Raw genomic sequence first — 19,552 nt, 5'->3', positions numbered from 1 at the left:
TTTTATCTTCAAAAAACGGGTTGCCCCACAATCCTGCTACTTTATTCTCGGTAGAGAAATGTTTAGTCAGTGGGGTATTTCAGTTTAAATGCTCCTACTGCTATGACAATAAATGTCAGAGCAACAACGGTGAATGCCGTGTAAAGGTCAGTTAAGTGCGCAATAAAACCGATCAGTGCCGGTCCGCCCAAGATACCGAAGTAACCCAGTGTTGCTACCATGGCGACTGACATGTTTACCGGCATTACTTTTTCCTGCCCAGCAAGAGTGATAAGTACCGGAACAATATTAGCTGCTCCTATACCTACCAGAGCAAAGCCAAGCAATGTGGATTTCCAGTCAGGTATGATGACGGCAATGGCATAACCGATCATGGCGATGACACTGCTAAAAATCAGCACCTGCTTACGTCCCAAAATACTGACAACTTTATCACCAGTAAAACGCATTACAGACATGGTGCCACCGAAAATAGCAAACCCCCAGCCAGCATGTGCTATATCAAGACCACGGTTATTGGTTAGAAATACGCCACTCCAATCTAATACTGCGCCTTCTGCCATAAAACAAATCATGCACATAAGTGCCATTAATATGAGCCGGAAGTTGGGACGTGGTTTTGCTTTGGGTTGTTCATTAGGTTCTTTATGATCGCCAAAAGGGATTAATTCCTTGAAAACGACGGATGTGATTATAACCATTATTGCAACGGCAATGAGTGTTACAGGGAGGGGCATCAAGCCAAGAGTAAATAAAATTGCACCACCGCCAGCACCTGCAATTGAACCCATGCTGAATAAACAGTGGAAGCCTGACATCAGTGGTTTATCCGAGGATTGTTCAACCAGAGAGCCTTGGACATTAACTGCGACGTCCACTAAACCAATACCTGCACCAAAAAGGAATAGGCATAATGCCATGAAAGGGAACTGATCAATAATTGCTAATGTGGGCAGGAAAACAGCACTAAAAGCGATGCCTAATAGTATTATTTTTCTACACCCGAAGCGGCCGATCAGTTTTCCAGAGAATAACATAGCGAGCAGGGAGCCCGTTCCCAGGCAAAGCAATAACATCCCCAAAGAACCTGCATCAAAATGAAGTCTATTCTGTGCATAGGGTACTAACGATGCCCAAAGGCCCATCGCAAATCCGGCTACAAAGAATATTGAGCGTGTCGATGTGCGCTTAGCCTGTGTATCCAGAGGGTAGTCGATGACATTGCTAGACATTTAAGCACCTTTTTCTGGTCAGTGGCAGCATGCAATTAATGAGTACAAACCACTTAATAAAAGACTTATATTAAGTTATGGAATATACAGTGGACACATGGCCTGTCAAGAACATTTTTGCCTATCAAGGTGGTTTACAGACTAGAGAGCAGGGGATACGGCGGTTAGGATAGCCTGAAGGCGCGAAAGGGGGTTCTAGAAAATTTTCTCATCATAGATACCGGTGGGCACTAGATCTCAAATACCCGAAAATTATTATAGGCATCAAGAGTGTATTCTGATATTCCATTGTGATAATCGTATTTAATGTCGTCGCGATAGACAAAACGGGGTATGTGTTTGCAATCAAATTTTTTGAGTAATTGAGCCGATAATTCTGCAATACAATTCTGACTGATATGCTCCCCCGAGATAGCTATGGTTACAGGGTTAATCATGGCGATCAACGATGAAGTAATATAAATAAGTCTTTGTTGCACCAGTTCATAGTGAGAATTTATTTTGCTTCCCAAATTGTCATAAAATGGCAGTTTCGACACTTCACCTGCAAATTGGCTTGCACCACGCAGCATTTTACCTGAAATAACAATGCCACAACCGGCACAATGTCTCGGCGGCATAAAAACATAGGCGATAGGCTCATTTATATTACGGCAGTGATTACGATAAAAGCCAAATGCGGTATAATTCATGTCATTTCCAACCTGAACAAAAACACCGAATCGGTTACTTAATAATTCAGTTATTGCCAATCCCTCCAGGCAGGTAATATCGCAAGTAAGTATTTTTCCATCCACAATAACTCCGGGCAGACCTAAGCCTATTGCTTTGATATTACTGAATTTATCTGCGAATTCTTGGATTTTCGCGAGTAACGTATCTTCAGTTAAATCAGTATATATTTTATCGTGCTCTACAATAGTTTTACCATCTGCAGATCTTAGGGATGACGATATAACGCCGGAGGTATCGTTCCCTTCAATATAAATGCTTAATATGCTAAAGTAATTTGAATTATATATATAACGCTTTGCTGGCCGACCACCACGTGATTCATCAATGGATTCTTCAATGATTTCACCCTTTGAGCATAATTCATTCAAAATGGTGCCGCATGTAGCCAAACTTAATCCAGTTTGAGCAGATATATCGCCTTTGGTTGCCGATGACAGCGATTTTAATGTGCTCGCAACTAGCATGATATTTTTTTGTTTCATCTGCCGAGTGGTATTAATCGGTATTGTGGTCATTTTGTTCACCAATGATTCAACTGAAATAAATATAACATGTTCGTTTTTATGAAGAAATAATTATCATGGCATTTACCTGTAGGACGTGGCGATTAAACTTTGCTATAAATGAGTACATTTGTCGAGATATAATATTCAGTAGTGTTTTCTGTTTTCGTGACTATCACACTTCACGACATTGATGCTTCAGAGACTGTCTTGTAAAAGGACTATTTGATGGAATCGTTACTCACGGATCGTTTGCTATTAATACCCTTGACCCTACAGGATGTTGACCAGATTCAGCTAAAATTTCCGGTATGGGAAGTGGTGAAGTATTTAGATGCTTCTGCCGTACCTTGGCCTTACCCGGCCGATGGTGCCCTGACCTTTGTCCGTGATATTGCATTACCTAAGATGCAATGTGGTAGCCGTTTTTTCTGGTCAATCAGGCCGAAGGTTTCACCAGAGACCTTGATTGGTGTTATTAATTTGGCCTGTGATACAGACGATCACCGTGGCTTTTGGTTAAGCCCTGTGTGGCAAGGGCAGGGGTTAATAACGGAAGCCAGTGATGCCGTCACACACTTCTGGTTTACACAATTGGACCAGCCTTATTTACGAGTGACAAAGGCCGTATCGAATAAGGCGTCAGCCGCCATATCACGTAAAAATGGTATGCGTTTGGTTGCAACGCAGGAGCGAGACTACGTTAGTGGGCATTTCCAGACGGAAATATGGGAAATCAGTCGCGAAGAGTGGTTGAGAAATAAGCGCTGAACCGTGGCATGCCAGCTTTGAGGTTATTAATGAGACTAACCGAATGAATAAAATCTGTGGTTGGGCGACAGACTCTTGTTGATAGGGTTGCTAACATGGTGCATATACCGGACAAAGGAGGAGTACAACGATGGAAAATCGCATCACTTTAGCGCGAGTTTACGATGTTCAGCCACCATATCAAGCTAATACTTTTCTGACTGATCGGCTGTGGCCGCGAGGCATTAGCAAAACCCGCCTGCTAGGGGTGGTATGGTTAAAAGAAGTCGCACCAGAAAATGCATTACGAAAATGGTTTCATCAATGTTTAGATTGGCCAGAGTTTGTGGTGCGTTATCAGGCCCAGCTTGATAGCTCAACGGCCTGGCAACCTTTACTGGACGTACTGAAACAGCAGCCAATTACGTTACTGTATGGCAGTCGTGATGCGCAACAGAATCAGGCGGTGGTGTTGCGTGATTTTCTGCTTAGCAAGCTATAGTATTTTCTCTTGTAATACCCATACTGCGGCTTCAACCCGTGATTTCAGCTTCATTTTTTTCAACAGATGTTTGACATGAACTTTAACGGTGCTCTCTGCAATCAGTAGTTTCCGGGCAATGGTTTTATTCGGTAATCCTTTGGCAATGAGCTTCAGGATGTCACGTTCGCGTGGGGTGAGGGTGTTAATATCGCGCTCATTATCAGACCGATTCTCGCGTAGGTTGATCGCCAGTATCGACATCAATGCGTCGCTAAGAACCATTTGCCCTGCTGCCGCATTATACAATGAGACCAACAAATCTTCAGGATCCATATCTTTTAGCAGATAACCATCGGCCCCGCGTTTTAAGGCACTGATGACATCATCTTGATGGTCAGAAACGGTAAACACAACGATTCGCCCGGATAGTGGCTGCTGACGCAATCTATCCAGTGTTTCCAATCCATTCATGCCTGGCATGTTTAAATCCAGCATGATCAAATCAGGATCAAGATTGGTGGCGAGAATAATGCCCTGAGCACCGTTACTGGCCTCACCTGCGATGGATAATCCAGGTGCCATGCTGATTAATTGCTTAATACCGTGCCTTAGCATCGGATGGTCGTCAATCAACAGAATGGTCGCGGCGTCTTGTTCACTCATGAATAATTCCTGTAGCTGAGAGGGTAAATACCTCGAACGGAATGACTTATCGATATTCTTCCTCATACTTGACTATTACCCCATAACCAATAGGGAGTACTCCCTAATAGCCAGCAGGTGTATTACTCAGTTTCAAGAAAATATTCGCATCGGCAACCAAATGAAAATAGGCTGTTTTTTGCCAAAAAAGCCACTACCCACAAATGATGTATGGTTATTGTTAGCTGAAAGTTAACTTCACATCCTCTTGATGTAAATCAACTTTGAAATAGCCTCTGGTGCCTAGGGTGACGCATTACTTCCCGTTTGTGGTCACCCTGACTGAGGTTTTTATGTCGCACTCTCCGACGCCATTAACTAACTCATCACCTTCAGCTACCCCGACAAAATTGGCCGGTGGCCAATCAATACAGCAGTGGTACCCGGAAGATCCACAGTTCTGGCAACAGGTAGGGCATCGTGTCGCCCGGCGAAATTTGTGGATTTCAGTACCGGCATTGTTACTGAGTTTCTGTGTCTGGATGCTGTTTAGTGCGGTTGCAGTAAATCTGAATAAAGTGGGCTTTAACTTCACCACCGATCAACTGTTCATGCTGACAGCATTACCCTCGGTATCGGGGGCGCTGTTACGTGTTCCATACTCGTTTGTTATACCGGTCTTTGGTGGCCGTCGCTGGACGGCTATTAGCACACTGTTTCTGGTTATTCCCTGCCTTTGGTTAGGTATCGCGGTACAAGACAGCGATACCCAGTATGGAACATTTGTATTGATTTCATTGTTGTGTGGTTTTGCTGGTGCGAATTTTGCCTCCAGCATGGCTAATATCAGTTTCTTCTTCCCGAAAGCAAAACAGGGGGGAGCGTTGGGCCTCAACGGGGGATTGGGGAATCTTGGCGTTAGTGTGATGCAGCTTATCGCCCCTATGGCTATTTCAGTTGGGGTGTTCAGTGCCTTTATGGGGAGTGGCTATCCGCAAGCGGATGGTAGCCAGCTCTGGTTGCAAAATGCCGCCTATATCTGGATCCCATTTTTGCTGATATTCAGTGTGGCGGCCTGGTTTGGGATGAATGATTTGTCTGCTGCCAAAGCTTCGATCATCCAGCAATTACCGGTCCTAAAACGTGGGCATTTGTGGATTTTGGCCGTGTTATACCTGGCAACTTTTGGCTCATTCATTGGTTTCTCAGCTGGATTTGCTATGTTGGCAAAAACACAATTCCCTGATGTCGTTATCCTGCATTACGCCTTCTTCGGCCCGCTATTGGGTGCACTGGCTCGCCCGATGGGCGGTGCGCTTTCTGATCGCTTTGGCGGCATTCGCGTCACCTTAGTCAATTTTATCCTGATGGCAATATTTGCGGCATTACTCTTCCTCACCTTACCGGGTGCCAATGTTAACGGCTCCTTCTTTGCCTTTTTTGGCGTATTCATGCTGCTGTTTCTGACGGCGGGACTGGGCAGCGGATCAACGTTTCAGATGATTGCGGTGATCTTTCGCAAGCTAACTGTCGATCGGGTGACCCTCGCGGGGGGGAGTGATGAACAAGCGCAGCACGATGCCGTTAGAGAGTCAGCGGCGGCACTGGGTTTCATCTCAGCCATTGGCGCTATCGGCGGTTTCTTTATTCCTAAATCTTTTGGTACGTCGCTGGCCCTGACCGGTTCACCGGCCGGCGCGATGAAGCTATTCGTGGTTTTTTATGTGGTTTGCGTATTGATCACCTGGTTTGTCTACGGGCGCAAGCTCAACGCGGGTATGGCGACCAAAAAACCACGTTGACCGGTACGGTCCGATAAATAAGCAACATTGAGCAATGTTAATCCACTTATAAAAATAAACAGGGCTGTTATGTCCCCAATCAGGAGATCTCCCGATGAGCAAATTTCTTGACCGATTTCGTTATTTTAAACAACTTGCTGAGCCTTTTGCACAAGGCCATGGCCAGACACTGGACACCAATCGTGATTGGGAAGATGGCTATCGTAGCCGCTGGCAGCATGACAAAGTGGTACGTTCAACTCATGGTGTGAATTGTACCGGTTCATGTAGCTGGAAGATTTATGTCAAAAATGGTTTGGTCACTTGGGAAACCCAGCAAACTGACTACCCGCGTACCCGCCCGGATTTACCTAATCATGAACCCCGTGGTTGCCCACGAGGAGCCAGTTACTCTTGGTATTTGTACAGTGCTAATCGGCTGAAGTACCCGATGATGCGTAAGAATCTGTTGCAATTGTGGCGTGCCGCCAAAGTGCTGCACAGTGATCCGGTGGATGCATGGGCTTCAATTGTTGGTGACAGCGTACAATCAAAGGATTACAAGCAAGCCCGCGGTCGGGGAGGTTTTGTCCGTTCGAACTGGCAGGAAGTGAATGAACTGATTGCCGCCGCTAACGTCTATACCGCCAAACAGTATGGGCCAGATCGGATTATCGGTTTTTCACCTATTCCGGCAATGTCGATGGTTTCCTACGCGGCGGGTGCGCGCTATCTCTCGCTGATCGGCGGTGTTTGCCTCAGTTTTTATGACTGGTATTGTGATTTGCCTCCGGCATCACCGATGACCTGGGGTGAGCAAACTGACGTGCCAGAATCCGCTGACTGGTACAACTCATCCTACATTATTGCCTGGGGGTCAAATGTTCCGCAGACCCGTACACCCGACGCCCACTTCTTTACCGAAGTCCGTTACAAAGGGACCAAAACTGTAGCAGTGACGCCGGATTATGCGGAAGTCGCTAAATTGTGTGATCAATGGCTGAATCCGAAACAAGGAACAGACAGTGCCATGGCTATGGCAATGGGGCATGTGATCCTCAATGAATTCCATCTACAACGACAAAGCAGCTACTTTGTTGAATACATGCGTCAGTACACTGACATGCCGATGTTGGTATTACTTGAGCCTCGTCATAGCGGCGATTATGCCGCCGGGCGCTTACTGCGCGCCGCCGATCTGGTGGATAATCTGGGAGAGGGGAATAACCCAGAATGGAAAACCATTGCCATTGACGGCAACAGCGGGCAGTTAGTCGCGCCGCAAGGATCTATCGGTTATCGCTGGGGTGAGAAGGGCAAATGGAATCTTGAGCAGCGCGATGGCAAAACGCAGCAGGAAGTCTCATTGCAACTCAGTTTATTGGGTCAACATGATGCTATTGTTAACGTTGGATTTCCCTACTTTGGTGGCGAAATCAGTGAGAATTTTCAAAGTGTTGCACTTGAGGAAGTACTGCAACACAAGTTGCCGGTAAAACGGTTGCAATTAGCCGATGGCAGTGAAGCACTGGTGACCAGTGTTTATGACCTGATGATGGCAAACTATGGCCTGGATCGTGGTTTGGCTGATGACAACTGCGCCAGTAGTTATGACGATATAAAAGCTTATACCCCTGCCTGGGCTGAAAAAATTACTGGCGTTGCACGTCAGGATATTATCCGTATTGCGCGTGAATTTGCGGATAATGCAGAGAAGACCCATGGCCGTTCGATGATTATCGTCGGGGCCGGTATTAATCACTGGTATCACATGGATATGACCTACCGTGCACTGATTAATATGCTGATTTTCTGCGGCTGTGTCGGGCAAAGTGGTGGCGGTTGGGCGCACTATGTGGGACAGGAAAAACTGCGACCACAAACCGGCTGGTTACCTTTGGCATTTGGCCTCGATTGGCAGCGCCCACCGCGCCATATGAACAGTACGTCATTTTTCTATAATCATTCCAGTCAGTGGCGTTATGAGACCGTCAGTACCACCCAATTACTCTCTCCGTTGGCCGACAGTTCGCGCTTTAGCCCAAGTCTGATTGACCTTAATGTGCGCGCCGAACGTATGGGGTGGTTGCCTTCGGCCCCGCAACTGAATTGCAATCCATTAACCCTTGCCGCCAGCGCCCAACAAGCCGGTCAAACACCGGTGGAATATACCGTCGATAGCCTTAAAAATGGGTCACTGAGATTTGCCGCCGAACAGCCTGATGATCCACAAAACTTCCCACGAAACTTGTTTGTCTGGCGTTCCAACCTACTGGGTTCCTCCGGCAAAGGGCATGAATATATGCTCAAGTATTTGTTGGGTACGGAAAATGGTATTCAGGGTAAAGATCTGGGCCAGCAAGGTGGGGTGATGCCGGAAGAGGTTGAATGGCAGGATCAGGGGGGGGAAGGCAAACTGGATTTAGTTGTGACATTGGATTTCCGCATGTCCAGTACGTGTCTCTATTCAGACATCATTTTACCCACCGCAACCTGGTACGAAAAAGACGACATGAATACTTCGGATATGCATCCGTTTATTCACCCGTTGTCTGCGGCGGTAGACCCCGCCTGGGAGTCTAAAAGTGACTGGGATATCTACAAAGGTATTGCCGAAACCTTCTCTCGCGTTTGCATCGGCCATTTAGGTCAGGAAACTGATGTGGTGACCTTACCCATCCAGCACGATTCGCCAGCCGAACTGGCACAGCCATATGGTGTGAAGGACTGGAAAAAAGGTGAATGTGAGCTGATACCGGGCCAAACCGCGCCGCACATTTTGGTGGTCGAACGCGATTATCCAGCAACCTATGCTCGCTTTACTGCCTTGGGTCCTCTATTGGATAAATTAGGTAATGGCGGCAAAGGGATTAACTGGAATACTCAGACTGAAATTGATTTCCTCAAAAAACTTAACCATACCCAGCCTGACGGCCCTGCCGCCGGACGACCAAGAATTGATACTGCTATTGATGCCGCAGAGGTGATTTTATCCTTGGCCCCTGAAACCAACGGCCAGGTGGCGGTAAAAGCCTGGCAGGCTTTGGAACAACTTACCGGTCGCCAACATGCCCACTTAGCGCTGAATAAAGAAGATGAAAAGATTCGTTTTCGCGATATTCAGGCGCAACCGCGCAAAATCATTTCCAGCCCAACCTGGTCCGGTTTGGAAGATGAGCATGTTTCCTATAATGCATGTTACACCAACGTTCATGAGTTGATCCCGTGGCGCACCCTTTCAGGCCGGCAACAACTTTATCAGGATCATGAATGGATGCGTGCTTTTGGTGAGAGTTTGCTGTGCTATCGCCCGCCAATAGATACCCGTGCGGCTCAGCCTTTGCTTAATAAGAAGCCGAACGGTAACCCAGAGAAAGCACTTAATTTCCTGACACCACATCAGAAGTGGGGCATTCACTCAACGTACAGTGACAACCTGTTGATGCTGACATTGTCGAGAGGTGGCCCTATCGTTTGGCTGAGTGAAGATGATGCCAAAGATCTACTGATAGAAGATAACGACTGGATTGAGGCGTTTAACAGCAATGGCGCATTAACTGCTCGTGCCGTCGTCAGTCAGCGAATTCCGTCAGGCATGACCATGATGTACCACGCGCAGGAGCGCATTATTAATATCCCCGGTTCTGAAATTACCGGCCAACGTGGTGGTATTCATAACTCAGTCACCCGTATCAGTCCGAAACCAACCCATATGATTGGTGGATATGCGCAATTAGCCTACGGCTTTAACTACTACGGCACGGTAGGGTCCAATCGCGATGAATTCGTGGTGGTGCGCAAGATGAATAAGATTGATTGGCTGGATGACGAACAGCAGAACGAGAGCAAAACCGGGGGCAAACTATGAAAATCCGTTCACAAGTCGGCATGGTTCTGAATCTGGACAAATGCATTGGCTGTCATACCTGTTCAGTAACCTGCAAAAATGTTTGGACCAGCCGTGAAGGTATGGAATATGCCTGGTTTAACAACGTTGAAAGCAAACCGGGACTGGGTTATCCGCACGATTGGGAGAATCAGGATAAATGGAAGGGAGGCTGGATCCGCAAGATTAATGGCAAACTGACCCCGCGCATGGGGAGCCGAGTCGGTGTCCTCGCCAAGATATTTGCTAACCCTGATGTGCCAGCATTAGATGATTATTACGAGCCTTTCGATTTTGATTACCAGCACTTGCACAACGCACCAGCTGGGAAACATCAGCCAGTAGCTCGCCCGCGTTCGCTGATTACGGGTCAACGAATGGAGAAAATCGAGAATGGTCCTAACTGGGAAGAGATCCTGGGCGGAGAATTCTCTAAACGTTCCAAAGACCAGAACTTCGCCCATATTCAGAAAGAGATGTATGGGCAATTTGAACATACCTTCATGATGTATTTGCCACGTTTATGTGAACACTGCCTTAACCCCGCCTGTGTCGCAACTTGCCCTAGTGGGGCAATTTATAAACGCGCTGAAGACGGTATTGTGCTGATTGATCAGGATAAATGCCGCGGCTGGCGTATGTGTCTGACCGGTTGTCCGTATAAAAAAATCTATTTTAACTGGAAAAGCGGCAAGTCAGAGAAGTGCATTTTCTGCTATCCGCGCATTGAGTCTGGTGAACCGACCGTTTGTTCAGAAACCTGTGTGGGGCGCATCCGTTATCTGGGGGTACTGTTGTATGACGCGGATGGCATTGAACAAGCCGCTGCGGCTACTGATGAGAAGAACCTCTACCAACGGCAAATGGATATCTTCCTTGATCCCCATGATCCGCTGGTGATTGCCGAAGCGCAGAAACAGGGCATTCCCTTGAGTGTCATTGAGGCTGCTCAACGCTCCCCAGTTTACAAAATGGCAGTGGAATGGAAATTGGCGCTGCCGTTGCACCCCGAATACCGAACCTTGCCGATGGTATGGTATGTCCCGCCGTTATCGCCCATTCAGTCAGCGGCAGACTCTGGCGCGCTGCCCCACAGCGGCGTGCTACCGGATGTGGAAAGCCTGCGTATCCCGGTACAGTATTTGGCCAACTTACTGACTGCCGGTGATACCCAACCGGTATTAATGGCACTGAAACGGATGTTGGCAATGCGGCACTATAAACGTGCTGAAACCGTTGAGGGTAAAACCGATCTCAGTGCACTGGAGGCGGTTGGGCTGACGGAGGCTCAAGCGCAGGAGATGTACCGCTATCTGGCGATTGCTAATTATGAGGATCGCTTTGTCATACCATCCAGCCACCGTGAAATAGCCCGTGACGCGTTCCCGGAAAGTAAGGGGTGCGGTTTCAGTTTCGGTGATGGTTGCCATGGCAGTGACAGCCGTTTCAATTTGTTCAATAGCCGCCGCATTGATGCCGTTGATGTCACACGTAAGACTGACCAGGGGGCCGCTCATGATTAGTTTGAGAATAATTTCACGTTTGCTGGAATACCCGGATGTTGATCTGTGGCAAAACCGGCAAGAACTTGTTGAGGCGCTCGACAACGCCGACGAGCTCACGACGGAACAGGCTCATCTGCTCAGGCAATTTATCAACACATTATGTCAGAACGAATTGCTTGAGTGTCAGGCTAGCTATTGTGGCTTATTTGACCGGGGACGAGCCACCTCACTGTTGTTATTTGAACATGTGCATGGTGAGTCGCGCGATCGTGGTCAGGCCATGGTGGACCTCATGGCACAGTATCAACGTGCGGGGTTAGTACTCGACTGTAAAGAGTTGCCTGATTTCCTGCCTCTTTATCTTGAGTATTTGGCTAATCAGCCAGCGCAGGATATCACCTTGGGTTTGCAGGATATCGCACCCATTTTGGCGCTGCTGGGGGCACGGTTACATCAGCGGGATAGCGACTATGCTCAGTTATTTGATCTGCTGTTAGTGCTGTCTGGCAGTGCTATCCGCAGTGAAAATCTTGGCGATAAAGTAGCGAGTGAAAGCCGGGATGACACAGCCAAAGCACTGGATGCGGTATGGGAAGAGGAGCAAGTGAAATTCCTCGGCACACAGGGGTGTGCATCAGCTCAACAGGGGATGCCGCCAAAATACGTTGCTGATGCCGTACTACCACAATATCTCAGTATTCAGTCTGCATCAGAGGGCAAAAAAGTCGTTCAGTCCCATTTGGTGGCGGACAATAAAGGAGCCATCTTATGAGCTTTCTGAATAAATTCTTTTTTGATATTTATCCTTACATGGCTATGGTGATTTTCTTTGTGGGCAGTTGGTTGCGCTACGACTATGGGCAATATAGCTGGCGAGCAGGTTCCAGTCAGATGTTAGATAAGAAAGGTGTATGGCTGGCATCTAATTTATTCCACATCGGTATTCTGGGGATATTCTTCGGCCATGTGCTGGGTATGCTGACGCCACATTGGATGTATGAATCTTTCTTACCGATAGAGATAAAACAAAAAATGGCGATGATTGCTGGCGGTGCTTGCGGTCTTATGATGTTAGTCGGTGGTGCCATGTTGCTACACCGCCGCTTGACTAACGCCAGGATCAGGGCAACCAGTACCCGGGTAGATATCCTGATTCTGATATTGCTGGTGGTGCAAGTTAGCTTGGGGCTACTGAGTATTCCGTTTTCCGCTCAGCATATGGATGGTAGCGAAATGATGAAATTGGTCGGTTGGGCGCAGTCAATTGCGACTTTCCGCACCGGTGCCTCTGGCTATCTGACGGATGTAGCCTTGATTTTTAAGTTGCATATTGTTTTGGGATTGACTCTTTTTGTCTTGTTCCCGTTCTCACGCTTGGTACATATCTGGAGCGTACCCATCGAATATTTAACTCGCCGTTATCAACTGGTGCGTAACCGCCACTAAGCGTGTCGATCCAGCCCGTAGGTATCGTGCTATCGACCTACGGGCTAACGATGGGCTTTAACTGGTGGAGTTTTGTTCGCGTAACTTAGCCAGAGCCACTGCTGAAGCGCTTATATCTTCCCGCGGGCGCTGTTTGGGCATTGTATCTATCGGTGCAGCAGCGACCTCAGTGGCGCGTTTACGTAAGCTAAACCAACCAGCAACCAATAATAGGGCCACCACCGGTAATGTGGCTATGGTCCAAGTCCCATTTGGATAGTCAAAAGCCATCATCACTAAAACACCCGCTAGGAAAAATAGTGTTAGCCAGGATGTGACTGGCGCACCGGGCATTTTAAACGAGACAGGTTTTGCCGTTCCCTGTTTTATTGCCTGACGTAATTTCATCTGACAGACGATGATAAATGCCCATGAGCTTATTATGCCCAAAGAGGCAATATTAAGAACAATTTCAAATACCTGTGATGGTACCAGATAGTTAAGTAATACCCCGAAGACATAGATACCCACCGTAACCAATATGCCGGCATAGGGAACAGATTGTGGGCTCATTTTAGACATAAATTTAGGTGCTGATCCGCCCATGGATAATGAGCGCAGAATTCGTCCTGTAGAGTAAAGCCCAGAATTTAAACTGGAAAGTGCAGCAGAGAGCACCACGATATTCATAATGGTCCCGATATAGGGGACGCCTAAATTACTGAAGAATGTAACGAAAGGGCTTTGACCGGCCTGATAAGCATTCCATGGTAGTAGGCACACCAACAGCACCACGGAACCGACGTAAAAGAGCCCAATCCGCCAAATTACACTATTAATGGCTTTTGGCAGCATTTTTTCTGGGTCTTTACATTCACCGGCCGCCGTACCAATTAATTCAATACCAGCAAAGGCAAATATCACCCCTTGAACCAGTATCAGCGCAGGTAATAGCCCGTGAGGGAACAACCCGCCATTGTCGGTGATTAAGTTTAGACCAGAAGAGTGCCCGGCAACACTTTGCCCTGTGCCGAGGAAGACCACACCGACCACCAGAAAGATTGAAATGGCTGCGACTTTGATCAACGCAAACCAAAATTCCATTTCTGCAAACCATTTAACGCCAATCATATTCATGGTGGCGACAATTGAGAGTGCGCCCAGCGCAAATAACCATTGGGGAACATCAGAGAAGGTTCCCCAATAGTGCATATAAAGAGCTACTGCGGTGATATCGACGATCCCGGTCATTGCCCAGTTGAGAAAATACATCCATCCGGCAACATAGGATGCTTTCTCACCGAGGAATTCGCGGGCATAAGAAACAAAGCTGCCACTGGTTGGGCGGTGCATAACTAATTCACCGAGCGCTCTAAGAATAAAAAACGAGAAAATTCCACATACCAGATACACTAAGGTCAGTGCAGGGCCAGCCATTTGCAAACGGGCACCGGTACCCAAAAATAAACCCGTACCAATAGAACCGCCGATGGCTATCATTTGTATATGACGCCGCCCCATACTTTTGTGATAGCCCGTTTCATGAGAATCTAGCCAGCGTTTTTTAGCGGCTTGATGGGCCTCCACAGTGTTTTTTCCTGACATCATAGCTTTCCCTATTTTCCTGTCTGTCGTGCAATCATCGTGAATGTATTACAGCAACTGATTGCTAAAGGTTAATGCATAAATAGCGTCTTAGCGCCTTCGGTTATTATGGTTTTTATTGCTGCCACTGGATTCTGGGAGGGCATGCTATCGTTTCTATCGAGATGAGGCAAAAAAATATTCACTTATAAATTATTTTTTTTGTTCTATTACTGTAATCAGTAATTGCAAGTGAATGGTTAATTTATGTGCAGTGGGAATGCCTCGGTGCTCATGTATTGGTTGTATTTATAGGATGAAAAGTAAAAAAATCGTAACTCATTGTTACGCCCGTGAAAATAGAAGAATTACTTCCCGAAAATATATCTTGACTACATATAATTTAGCTCTAAATCATTTTCGTACTGAGTTTATTTTTTAAGACTATTTCTTGACATAGAATTGCAACTTATCTTATTAAAGATAAAAATCAGATATGGGTTTTATAGATATTTATTTGTGAATTTATAATTTATTTTTATGTAGCACAGTTAATATTCAGTATGATATTTATCTAGCAACTAGATTGTTGTATTAACGCGAGTCCATCTAATAGATAAGTTGCAGAAACTCTTAATTTGTAAGATCGTGGGTTAGCGCTCAACGTGGAAAGGGGCAGTGGAATCCAGTCACTGGGCGGTAGGATTTTGTCGCAGTCAACTAATCATTCATTTAGTGTGTATCACAGGTTCACCAATAGACGAAGAGTAGCACCAAATAACAACAGGTCGTATTCAGTGTGGGTGTGTCTGTCAGCGACTGAAAAGTATAACAGACAAATCTCATCATCTTCAGATTATTTAATTACAAAACACCAAGTTAAGTTAATTAAAATAAACTTGACGATATCCTCGCAAATACAATACATCGCCACAGCTTAACTGTTCTTTTATTTTAAAGAGAGTGGTAGTTTGCCATTCTATATTCACATTTTAATCTTTTGTGTTGTTTTTAACATCAATGATGATTTTTGAATGCCAGATTGGTGGATGTTTCTCAGAGAAACATCAGTCAAAAGAATATCAAACCACTATAACTGGCTAAAGCAGTAGATCCATTACCTCCCGTTCCTTAGGTGCTACCCAACAGTAGGTCTAAAATGAAAAAAATAAATCAGGATATCGCTCTTACTCCCGTTGATGAGATTGACATGACGGGGAAACCTGCAATCAAGAGATTTATTGCGCATGTAAATCAAATGAGCATAAATACTATGCCAATGGCATTATTTATGACTATTTCAGCCATTGTATTCATTTCGGCTTATGCGAGCTATTTACCGAAAAACATGATTGGTGGTCTGGCCGTGATCATGACAATGGGCTTTGTTTTATCACATATTGGCCGTCATATACCTGTGTTGAAAGATATCGGTGGGCCAGCTATTTTGTGTTTAATGGTACCCTCGGTTTTGGTTTACTTTGGCATTTTCCAAACTAACACTTTGGATACGGTCCACTTGCTGATGAAAGAGGCGAACTTACTCTATTTTGTCATCGCCAGTCTGGTGGTTGGTAGTATTCTCGGGATGAACCGTGTGGTGCTTATTCAGGGGATGACCCGGATGTTTGTCCCGCTGGTGGTGGGCACCATTACGGCGGTGGTTACGGGTTTGTTGGTCGGTAAACTATTTGGTTTTACCCTTTATCACACCTTCTTCTTCATCATTGTACCTATCATCGGTGGCGGTATTGGTGAGGGTATCTTGCCATTGTCGTTGGCTTATTCGGCTATCCTTGGGCAAGCTCCTGATGTGTATGTTGCCCAACTGGCACCGGCTGCGGTGGTGGGGAATATTTTCGCTATTATTTGTGCCGGGGTGCTGGCTCGCATTGGTATGCGCCGTAAGGATCTCAATGGCGAGGGGATGTTAATTCGCTCGGCACAAGATAACGCAGTGTTCACCGCCCAAGAAGCGCCAAAGCAAGCCGATTTCCAACTGATGGGGGGCGGGCTACTGATGACCTGTGCTTTCTTTATTGTCGGGGGCTTGTTTGAAAAGATTGTTCATATTCCCGGCCCGGTGCTGATGATTCTAATTGCGGTGATGTGTAAATATGCGCAGGTTATTCCGTCGAAAATGGAGCAAGGCGCGCACAGTTGGTATAAGTTTGTCTCCACCACACTGGTGTGGCCGTTGATGATTGGGTTGGGGATGCTGTATGTCCCACTGGAAAGTGTCGTCGCCGTATTCTCTGTTGGTTACGTGGTGGTGTGTGGTGCCGTGGTGTTGTCGATGGCCGCAGTCAGTTTTATTATTGCGCCCTATCTGAATATGTACCCGGTTGAAGCCTCTATCGTCACCAGTTGCCACAGTGGGCTTGGTGGTACAGGGGATGTCGCTATTTTGTCCGCTTCGAACCGGATGTCACTGATGCCATTTGCCCAGATAGCAACCCGTATCGGCGGCGCATCTACCGTCATTGGGGCTACGTTACTATTGGGTTGGATTATGTAAATAATCGCCCAATAAGACTGACGTCATCAGCGGCATCCCTTAACGGATGCCGCTTGTTTTTTATGAAGACAGTTTTTGCGTATGTTGTTTTATAAAAACAGGTTCCGGGCAGCGTGGCTCATTACTGGCAATACTGCTTTAATACTTCTTGCTGGCTGGGTAGCAACTTGTAGAGATAAACTGGCCGACCTGTCGCACCGTAAAGTACCTTAGTACTCAAAACTTCAGTATCAGAAAGGTAAATCAAATACTTGCGGCAAGAAACTCGTGAAATACCAATGGCGTTCGCCATCTGCTCGGTTGAAAATTCCCCATCCTGCATGCCCTGAATCCATTCACACACCGTGCGCAGTGTTTGTGCTGTCAGCCCCTTTGGTAACTTCTTGCGCTCGGTTGGTGTCGCATTGCTACGCCGCAGTAATGAGTCGACATCTTCTTGAGCACAATATTCACGTTGCCCCAGCAAACTCTGTTTTTCACGGTAAGTGGAGAGTGCCTCTTCGAAACGCGAAAACTGGAAGGGTTTAATTAAATAGTCCACTACGCCGTATTGCAGCGCTTTCTTGATGGTATTCACATCAGTGGCAGATGAAATAACAATCACGTCAGTATGTTCGCTGAATTCACGCAACACTGGCAGCAAATCCAACCCATTGTCTTGGCGCATAAAAACATCCAACAACACCAGGTCAATGGGTTGTTCTGTCGTCATCAAATGTTCTTTAGCTTGCTGTAAACTGGAAACTGTACCACAGCAGTTAAAGCCTGCCACTTGGCTCAGATAACACTTGTTCAGCTCAGCTACCATTGCATCATCATCTACTATCAATACATTAATCATGATTTACCGCGCTGATGTTGTAAGGAAGGTTGATAAAGAACTGGGTAAAAACGCCAGCTTCAGAATCAAATTCTATATTGCCACCAATACTCTCTAAACTCTGGCGGACCAGACTCAAACCGATACCGTGTTCAGTCCCTTTGGTGGAGAAACCATTATCAAAAATACGGCTTTGCAATTCTGATGCAATACCTGGCCCATCATCGCTGACAACACAATGTACCCGGCCATTTTGATAGTGGAAGCTGACATTGATCTCCCGTTGACTCAGGTTACCGATGGCGTCCATAGCGTTCTCAATCAGATTGCCCAACACCGTAATCAAGGTGGTGGTCACTTGTTCATTATCCGTATCGGGGAGCAGGCTATCGTCGCTGATGGATAAGGTTATCCCCAAATCGCGTGCACGGTTAATTTTCCCCAACAGAAAACCGGCTATCACCGGCGATTTTACTTTACGCAATAGTGATCCAATTTCTGCCTGATAATTATTGGAGGTTTTCACAATATAATCTTCGAGTTGCTGATAATACTTCATATGCAACAGGCCCAGAATGACATGAAGTTTATTCATAAATTCATGTGACTGCGCCCGCAACGCATCGGCATAGTGCACCATACCGGTCAAACGTTGCATCAGTTGGCTCACTTCAGTTTTATCGCGGAAGGTGGCGATTGCGCCGATAATATCGCCTTTTACTATTACCGGAACGGTGTTGGTCAGTAATATGCTGCCATTAAAGTTTATCTCTTCGTCACGGCGAGCGATGCCCGTTTCCAATACCTGCTGTAAGTACAAGCGCACCGGCCAATATTTGCTGGCATTACTGAGTAATAAGTTCTCCATCGGCCCACTTTGTTTAAATAAGCGCCGCGCTTCATGGTTAACGACGGTAATGCGTGAGTTGGTGTCAACCGCGATGACGCCTTCCTTAATTGATTGCAACATAGCGTTGCGCTGTTCGAATAAATTCGATATTTCATAGGGCTCGAAGCCCAGCATAATTCGTTTAAGTGCTTTGACCAAAAACCAGGTACCCAAGGAACCAATCAACGCACCAAATAATATGGTCCACGGGATGGTCCAACGCGTTTCGCTCACCACCGAATCAATACTGGTAAGTGAGATACCAATAGCAACTACACCTATCTGTTTGCCGTGCGGTTCATAGACCGGAATAAAAATACGCAATGCCCGTTCAAGCACCCCACGGTTTATCGCAATATTCTCTTTCCCGGCTAATGCCGGTAGCAGGTCATTACCGATAAAGTGCTGACCGATCATTTCAGGATTAGGATGTGAGTAACGGATACCTTTTATATCGGTCACTACGATGAACAACAGGCCATTGGCTTTTTGAACTTCACTGACATAAGCCTGAATCTGTTGCCCGGCAGCCGGGTCACTCAATCCGTTAATAATGGTTGGCGAGAAAGATAATGCGCGTGCAACGGCGACGGCTTTGTTTTGCAAACTATCCTGTGCCATTTGACTGAGCTGAATAAAGAACAATGTGTGAACCACCAAAAGCACCGAGACAATTACCCCAGAAACCATCAAGGTAATGGTGGTGCTGAGCCGTAACGGCACTTTTTGCTTTGCTGCCGTTGTTGCGTTGTTCATGTCATGCTCCAGAGATACTGGCCAGGGTGATGCATAGACCGC

14 protein-coding genes are annotated in these 19,552 nt (G+C 46.5%); 8 read left to right on the top strand and 6 right to left on the bottom strand.

The features are described from left to right. Nucleotides 1-62: 62 nt before the first annotated feature. On the bottom strand, nucleotides 63-1,232 hold the full coding sequence (locus EL015_RS12205) for an MFS transporter (RefSeq protein WP_032906252.1): 1,170 nt from the start codon (nucleotides 1,230-1,232) through the stop codon (nucleotides 63-65). Nucleotides 1,233-1,462: 230 nt separating this feature from the next. Then, nucleotides 1,463-2,482 (bottom strand): ROK family protein, encoded by a 1,020-nt coding sequence (locus tag EL015_RS12200; RefSeq protein WP_032906254.1) that lies wholly within the window; start codon nucleotides 2,480-2,482, stop codon nucleotides 1,463-1,465. Between the two features lie 216 nt (nucleotides 2,483-2,698). Between EL015_RS12200 and EL015_RS12195 the strand changes: the two genes are divergently transcribed. Continuing rightward, nucleotides 2,699-3,241: a GNAT family N-acetyltransferase gene (locus tag EL015_RS12195; protein ID WP_005184917.1), complete on the top strand. Its 543-nt coding sequence runs from the start codon at nucleotides 2,699-2,701 to the stop codon at nucleotides 3,239-3,241. Between the two features lie 130 nt (nucleotides 3,242-3,371). Further along, nucleotides 3,372-3,722, top strand: a complete 351-nt coding sequence (locus tag EL015_RS12190) for a DUF488 domain-containing protein (protein WP_032906256.1) — start codon at nucleotides 3,372-3,374, stop codon at nucleotides 3,720-3,722. Here EL015_RS12190 and narL read toward each other — a convergent pair. Further along, nucleotides 3,717-4,367 carry a two-component system response regulator NarL gene (gene narL, locus EL015_RS12185; protein WP_005184921.1) on the bottom strand — a complete coding sequence of 217 codons (651 nt, stop codon included), beginning with the start codon at nucleotides 4,365-4,367 and terminating at the stop codon, nucleotides 3,717-3,719. The genes EL015_RS12190 and narL overlap by 6 nt on opposite strands. Nucleotides 4,368-4,699: 332 nt before the next feature. On the opposite strand from narL, the gene EL015_RS12180 reads away from it, so the two are divergent. The 5 genes from EL015_RS12180 to narI all read left to right on the top strand — a co-directional run bounded on the left by EL015_RS12180 (nucleotide 4,700) and on the right by narI (nucleotide 12,964). Next, nucleotides 4,700-6,148 (top strand): NarK family nitrate/nitrite MFS transporter, encoded by a 1,449-nt coding sequence (locus EL015_RS12180; RefSeq protein ID WP_032906354.1) that lies wholly within the window; start codon nucleotides 4,700-4,702, stop codon nucleotides 6,146-6,148. A gap of 94 nt (nucleotides 6,149-6,242) precedes the next feature. Next, nucleotides 6,243-9,995: a nitrate reductase subunit alpha gene (locus EL015_RS12175; protein ID WP_005184935.1), complete on the top strand. Its 3,753-nt coding sequence runs from the start codon at nucleotides 6,243-6,245 to the stop codon at nucleotides 9,993-9,995. Further along, nucleotides 9,992-11,536, top strand: coding sequence for a nitrate reductase subunit beta (gene narH, locus EL015_RS12170; RefSeq protein ID WP_032906258.1), 1,545 nt, complete (start codon nucleotides 9,992-9,994; stop codon nucleotides 11,534-11,536). Before EL015_RS12175 ends, narH begins: the two co-directional genes overlap by 4 nt. Then, entirely contained in the window at nucleotides 11,529-12,290 is a 762-nt protein-coding gene (gene narJ, locus EL015_RS12165) for a nitrate reductase molybdenum cofactor assembly chaperone (RefSeq protein ID WP_032906260.1), read from the top strand. Before narH ends, narJ begins: the two co-directional genes overlap by 8 nt. Continuing rightward, a complete protein-coding gene (narI, locus tag EL015_RS12160; RefSeq protein ID WP_032906261.1) occupies nucleotides 12,287-12,964 on the top strand; it encodes a respiratory nitrate reductase subunit gamma in 678 nt (225 codons plus the stop codon). Before narJ ends, narI begins: the two co-directional genes overlap by 4 nt. A gap of 57 nt (nucleotides 12,965-13,021) precedes the next feature. On the opposite strand, the gene ansP is transcribed toward narI, so the two are convergent. Continuing rightward, nucleotides 13,022-14,551, bottom strand: coding sequence for an L-asparagine permease (gene ansP, locus EL015_RS12155; protein ID WP_005184952.1), 1,530 nt, complete (start codon nucleotides 14,549-14,551; stop codon nucleotides 13,022-13,024). Between the two features lie 1,135 nt (nucleotides 14,552-15,686). Here ansP and EL015_RS12150 point away from each other — a divergent pair. Beyond that, nucleotides 15,687-17,045: a 2-hydroxycarboxylate transporter family protein gene (locus tag EL015_RS12150; RefSeq protein ID WP_005184957.1), complete on the top strand. Its 1,359-nt coding sequence runs from the start codon at nucleotides 15,687-15,689 to the stop codon at nucleotides 17,043-17,045. A gap of 121 nt (nucleotides 17,046-17,166) precedes the next feature. Here the strand turns inward: EL015_RS12150 and dcuR are convergent, their stop codons facing one another. Both dcuR and EL015_RS12140 read right to left on the bottom strand, forming a co-directional pair. Next, nucleotides 17,167-17,886 (bottom strand): two-component system response regulator DcuR, encoded by a 720-nt coding sequence (gene dcuR, locus EL015_RS12145; RefSeq protein WP_032906262.1) that lies wholly within the window; start codon nucleotides 17,884-17,886, stop codon nucleotides 17,167-17,169. Continuing rightward, nucleotides 17,879-19,510 (bottom strand): sensor histidine kinase, encoded by a 1,632-nt coding sequence (locus tag EL015_RS12140; protein WP_005184962.1) that lies wholly within the window; start codon nucleotides 19,508-19,510, stop codon nucleotides 17,879-17,881. Before EL015_RS12140 ends, dcuR begins: the two co-directional genes overlap by 8 nt. Between the last annotated feature and the right edge of the window lie 42 nt (nucleotides 19,511-19,552).

The organism is Yersinia intermedia (genome assembly GCF_900635455.1).
Classification (GTDB): Bacteria; Pseudomonadota; Gammaproteobacteria; order Enterobacterales; family Enterobacteriaceae; genus Yersinia; species Yersinia intermedia.
The sequence above is the reverse complement of the archived record's forward strand: the minus strand, read 5'-3'. Positions and strand labels throughout refer to the sequence as shown.